6 protein-coding genes are annotated in these 5,360 nt (G+C 71.7%); 5 read left to right on the top strand and 1 reads right to left on the bottom strand.

From position 1 onward, the window contains the following. The 5 genes from VFH10_RS03685 to VFH10_RS03665 form a co-directional block, all read left to right on the top strand. Positions 1–676, top strand: a 676-nt coding sequence (locus tag VFH10_RS03685; protein ID WP_325126050.1) for a translation initiation factor IF-2, incomplete at its 5' end; no start/stop codon positions are given. Between the two features lie 84 nt (positions 677–760). After that, positions 761–1,204 (top strand): 30S ribosome-binding factor RbfA, encoded by a 444-nt coding sequence (rbfA, locus tag VFH10_RS03680; protein WP_325126047.1) that lies wholly within the window; start codon positions 761–763, stop codon positions 1,202–1,204. Further along, positions 1,201–2,094, top strand: coding sequence for a tRNA pseudouridine(55) synthase TruB (truB, locus tag VFH10_RS03675; protein WP_325126045.1), 894 nt, complete (start codon positions 1,201–1,203; stop codon positions 2,092–2,094). The genes rbfA and truB overlap by 4 nt, the downstream gene beginning before the upstream one ends. A gap of 22 nt (positions 2,095–2,116) precedes the next feature. Continuing rightward, positions 2,117–3,058 (top strand): bifunctional riboflavin kinase/FAD synthetase, encoded by a 942-nt coding sequence (locus VFH10_RS03670; protein ID WP_325126043.1) that lies wholly within the window; start codon positions 2,117–2,119, stop codon positions 3,056–3,058. Beyond that, positions 3,055–4,143: a hypothetical protein gene (locus VFH10_RS03665; protein ID WP_325126041.1), complete on the top strand. Its 1,089-nt coding sequence runs from the start codon at positions 3,055–3,057 to the stop codon at positions 4,141–4,143. Before VFH10_RS03670 ends, VFH10_RS03665 begins: the two co-directional genes overlap by 4 nt. A 7-nt stretch (positions 4,144–4,150) precedes the next feature. On the opposite strand, the gene VFH10_RS03660 is transcribed toward VFH10_RS03665, so the two are convergent. Then, positions 4,151–5,360, bottom strand: a 1,210-nt coding sequence (locus VFH10_RS03660) for a molybdopterin dinucleotide binding domain-containing protein (protein WP_325126039.1), incomplete at its 5' end; no start/stop codon positions are given.

The raw sequence follows: 5,360 nt of genomic DNA, 5'->3' as shown, positions 1-5,360 counted from the left end.
CAAGCGCCGCGTCCGCCGCACGCTCGAGGACTTCATGAAGTCCATGGAGTCGGGCGAGACCCAGGAGCTGAACCTGATCCTGAAGGGCGACGTGTCCGGCTCGGTCGAGGCCCTCGAGGACTCGCTGGCCAAGATCGACGTGGGTGACGAGGTGTCGCTGCGCGTCATCGACCGCGGTGTCGGTGCGATCACCGAGACCAACGTCGACCTTGCCGCCGCCTCCGACGCGATCATCATCGGGTTCAACGTCCGCCCGCAGGGCAAGGCGACCGAGATGGCCGAGCGCGAGGGCGTGGAGATCCGCTACTACACGGTGATCTACCAGGCCATCGAGGAGATCGAGGCCGCCCTGAAGGGCATGCTGAAGCCGGAGTACGAGGAGCAGACGCTGGGCCAGGCGGAGATCCGCGCGATCTTCCGCAGCTCGAAGATCGGCAACATCGCCGGCTGCATGGTCACCAGTGGCGTGATCCGGCGCAACGCCAAGGTCCGCCTGATCCGCGACGGCTCCGTGGTCCAGGACAACCTGGATCTGGCCTCGCTGAAGCGCGAGAAGGACGACGCCGCCGAGGTCCGCGAGGGCTTCGAGTGCGGTCTCGTGCTCAAGGGCTTCAACGACATCAAGGAAGGCGATGTCGTGGAGGCCTTCGAGATGAAGGAGATTCCGCGGGCGTGACGCCCGTGTGGGGTGGTGGGGTCGGCTCCGGCCGGCTCCACCGCCCCCGCACCAACGCACCACCCACGGAAAGCAAGGCCAGTCATGAGCAACCCACGTGTCCGCAGGATCGCTGACCGGATCAAGGTGATCGTGGCGGAGATGCTCGAGAGGCGGGTCAAGGACCCGCGGCTCGGGTTCGTCACCGTCACCGACGTCCGGGTCTCGGGCGACACCCAGCAGGCGACGATCTTCTACACCGTGCTGGGGGAGGGCCCGGACCTCGACGGGACGGCGGCTGCCCTCGCGTCGGCCAAGGGGCTGATCCGGTCCGAGGTCGGCAAGCAGCTCGGGATGCGGCACGTGCCGACGCTGGACTTCATCCACGACGCGCTGCCGGAGAACGCCCGCCACATCGACGACCTGCTCGAGAAGGTGCGCGCGGCGGACGCGGCGGCAGCCGAGGCGGCCGCGCGCGCGAACTACGCCGGCGAGGCCGACCCCTACAAGAAGCCGCGCGAGGACGACCGGGACGACGAGGGCGAGTGAGCCCGCAGACGCGGGAGCATGCCCGGGACGGTGACCCGGTGAACGGACTGGTCGTCGTCGACAAGCCCGCCGGCATGACCTCCCACGACGTCGTCGCGCGGGTGCGCCGCCTCGCGGGCACCCGCAAGGTGGGCCACGCAGGCACGCTGGACCCGATGGCCACAGGCGTGCTCGTGCTCGGCGTCGGCCGCGCCACCCGGCTGCTCGGACACCTGCTGGTGACCGACAAGGCCTACGACGCCACTGTGCGGCTGGGGGAGTCGACGACCACCGACGACGCCGAGGGTGAGACCGTCGCGCGCACTCCCACGGACGCGGTGACCGAGGCCGACGTGCGCGCTGCCCTCGCGGCCATGGTCGGCGAGGTCGACCAGGTGCCGTCGGCCGTCTCGGCGATCAAGGTCGACGGCAAGCGGGCCTACGCCCGGGTGCGGTCGGGGGAGCAGGTGGAGCTCGCCGCACGGCGGGTGCGCATCGACGCGATCGAGGTGCACGCCGTGCGCGGCGACGACGTCGACATCTCGGTGTCCTGCTCCAGCGGCACCTACATCCGGGCGATCGCCCGCGACCTCGGCGATGCCCTCGGCGTCGGTGGCCACCTCGTCGCACTGCGGCGTACCGCGGTCGGCCCCTACCGCATCGAGGACGCACACACCCTCGAGAAGCTCGCTGACGACGTCGCCGTGCTCCCCATCGCCGAGGCGGCCCGCGCGGCCTTCCCCACGCTGGTGCTGGACGACGACCAGGCCACCGACGTGCGGTTCGGCCGCAAGCTCACCGTGCAGCTGCCCGCCGAGGGGCCGGTCGCGCTGCTCACCGGCGACGGCGAGTTCCTCGCGCTCTACGAGCAGTCCGGCGAGCAGGCGAGGGCCGTCGCGGTCTTCGTCTGACCGCCACCGCTAGCCTCGTCCCGTGCGCATCTGGCGATCCCTCGACGAGGTACCGGCCGACCTGGGCCGCACCGTGCTCGTGATCGGCAACTTCGACGGCGTCCACCTCGGCCACCAGCACGTCGTACGCCGGGCCAGGGAGCTCGCCGACCGCGACGGGCTGCGGGTCGTCGCGGTCACCTTCGACCCGCACCCGATGGCCGTGCTGCGTCCCGAGCACGCCCCGTCGATGCTCACCGGGATCGACCGCCGCTGCGTGCTGCTCGCCGAGGCCGGCGTCGACGACGTCTTCGTGATCCCCTTCTCCCGCGAGATCGCGAGCTGGTCGCCGCAGGAGTTCATCGACCGGGTGGTCTGCGACGGGCTGCACGCGGCCCACGTCGTGGTCGGGGCCAACTTCCGCTTCGGCGCGCGGGCCGCCGGCGACGTGGCCACGTTGCGCGACGCCGGCGAGAAGCAGGATTTCGAGGTCGACGGCATCGCCCTCGACGGCGGACCGCAGGTCTGGTCCTCCACCTACGTCCGCACCTGCCTGGCCGCGGGCGACGTGGACGGGGCCGCCGAGGCCCTGGGTCGGCCCTACTCCGTGGTCGGGCACGTGGCTCGCGGCGACCGGCGCGGCAAGGAGCTCGGCTACCCCACGGCCAACGTGCCGGTCGGCGACGTCGCGACCCCCGCCGACGGGGTGTACGCCGGCTGGCTGACTCTGCTCGACGAGCCCGGCAGCTACCCGATGCCCGCCGCGATCAGCGTCGGCACCAACCCCACCTTCGACGGCGAACGGGAGCGGCGCGTGGAGGCCTACGCCCTCGACCACACCGACCTCGACCTGTACGACGAGCCGGTGGAGATCTCCTTCGTGGCGCGGATCCGCGGGATGGAGAAGTTCGACGGCGTCGAGGAGCTGGTCGCGACGATGGCGCGCGACGTGGCCCGCACCCGAGAGCTGCTGGGCGTCTCGTGACGCACGGCGCACCCGCCGGGGGATCGAAGCAGAACGACCCGATCGCCTCGACCGAGACCTGGTTCGTCCGGCACGGCCTGCCCTACTTCGTGCCGGGCGAGCGCGCGGCCGCCCGCGACGCACTCACCCCGCGGCGCCTCGTGCCTCTCGGCATCGCGGTCGCCCTGGGGGCGGTCGCGGCCGCGGTCGTGCTCGCCTGGGCGGTGGGTGACCTCACCCTCGGGGCCGCCGGGCTGACCATCGTGGGCGTGCTCGCCGCGGCGTTCTACGCCGTCACCGCGCTGCGCGGCCGGCCGATCCTGGTGTGGGCAGTCAACCGCACGATGAGCAGCCTGCACCTGCTGCTGCCGATGGTGACCCGGGCGCTGCCGCTGCTGCTGATCTTCGTGACGTTCCTGTTCATCAACGCCGAGGTGTGGCAGGTCGCGGCCAACCTCGACGGCGGCGTGCTGTGGCTGACCGTGCTGATGTTCGCGGCGATGGCCGGCGTGTTCCTGTTCACGCGCCTCCCCGAGGAGCTCGAGGGCGCCGACTCCGCCGTCGACGCCGACCGGCTGCGCCGCGCGTGCCGTGCCACCCCGCTGGCCGACGAGGTCGAGCAGCTCATCCACGACGACCGCGTCGACGCGGAGGTCCAGGCCCACGCCCGCGTCGAGGGCTACGAGCGGTCCAACCTGCTGCTCGTGATGGTCGTGGTGCAGGCCGTGCAGGTGCTGGTGCTGGCCGTCTCGGTGTTCCTGTTCTTCATGGTCTTCGGCGCCGTGGTGATGAAGGACTCGGTGATGGAGTCCTGGATCGGTGAGGGCACCCACCACTTCTCGGCCGTGCCCAACGTCTCGGTCGAGCTGGTGCAGGTCTCGGTCTTCCTGGCCGCCTTCTCCGCGCTCTACTTCACCGTCGTCGTGGTCACCGACGAGACCTATCGCGACCAGTTCTTCACCCAGGTCAAGGCCGAGCTCGACCGTGCGGTCGGAGTGCGCGCGGCCTACCTGGTCCTGCGCGAGCGCAGCCTTCCCGCGCGTCCCGACGACGACGGCACACCGCCGACCGTGGTGATCGAGCCTCCGCAGGGGCCGGCCGGGTAGCGACCACTCAGGCCGGGGAGACCGCGACCGGGGTGCCGTTGAACGCGGCGTTGCCCGACACGTCGAGGCGCTGGGGGTCGGTGAGGTCGTTGATCGAGACGCCCGGGACCTTGGCCGCGTTGTCCATCCGGGCCCCGTCGACCTGGTGCCCGTAGCCGTGGGGGAGCGAGACGACGCCCGGCATCATCTCGTCGGTCCCGCGCACCTCCGTGACCACCTCGCCGACGCGGGAGGTGACGCGCACCCGGGCGCCGTCGGCCAGCCCGCGGCGGGCCAGGTCGTCGGGGTGCATCAGCAGCTGGTGCCGCGGCCGGCCGCGGGTGAGTCGCTCGCTGTTGTGCATCCAGGAGTTGTTGTCGCGCTGGTGGCGTCGGCCGATCAGCACCAGCTCGTCGTCGTGGACCGCTTCCATGGCCTCCCGCAGGCGGGGGAGGTCGGCCAGCACGAGGTCGGGGGCCAGGTGGATCCGCTTGTCGCGGGTCTGCAGGCGTCCCGGCATCGTGGGCCGCAGCGGGCCGAGGTCGACCCCGGCCGGGTTGGCGCGCAGTGCCCGCATCGTCGTACGCCGTCCGGCGAGCAGCAGCCCCGTGACGATCGTCCGGGGGCTCAAGCTGAGCCGGGCGCGCTCCCGCAGGGCCTTCGCGAGCGGCTTCCTCTTCTCCAGCCGCGCCGCCGTGCGGAGCGCGATCTCGCGGAAGATCTCCCAGTCCTCCATCGCACCCTCCGGCTTCTCGAGGACGGCGGGGGTGAACCGCGCGGTGTTGCGCACCGCCAGGGCGTGGAAGACCAGGTCGTACTGGTCGCGCTCCAACGCGGTGGTCGGTGGCAGGACCACGTCGGCGTGCCGGGTCGTCTCGTTGACGTAGAGGTCGACCGCCGCCATGAAGTCCAGCGAGTCCAGTGCCTCGCCGAGCGAGCGGCCGTCCGGGGTGGACAGCACCGGGTTGCCGGCCACCGTCAGCACCGCCCGCACCTGCCCCTCACCGGGGGTCTCGATCTCCTCGCGCAGGACGCTGACCGGGAGCTCCCCGTTGAGCTCGGGGATGCCGCTGACCCGGCTGCGCCACACGTCGCGATGGCCGGCACCGACGATGCGCTTGCCGACGATGTCGACCGCCGGCTCGGTGAACAGCACCCCGCCCTCGCGGTCGAAGTTGCCACTGAGGATGTTCAGGCACTGGATCGCCCACTGGCACACGGTGCCGAAGCCCTGGGTG

The sequence above is a fragment of the Nocardioides sp. genome, assembly GCF_035697785.1.
Classification (GTDB): Bacteria; Actinomycetota; Actinomycetes; order Propionibacteriales; family Nocardioidaceae; genus Nocardioides_B.
The sequence above is the reverse complement of the archived record's forward strand: the minus strand, read 5'-3'. Positions and strand labels throughout refer to the sequence as shown.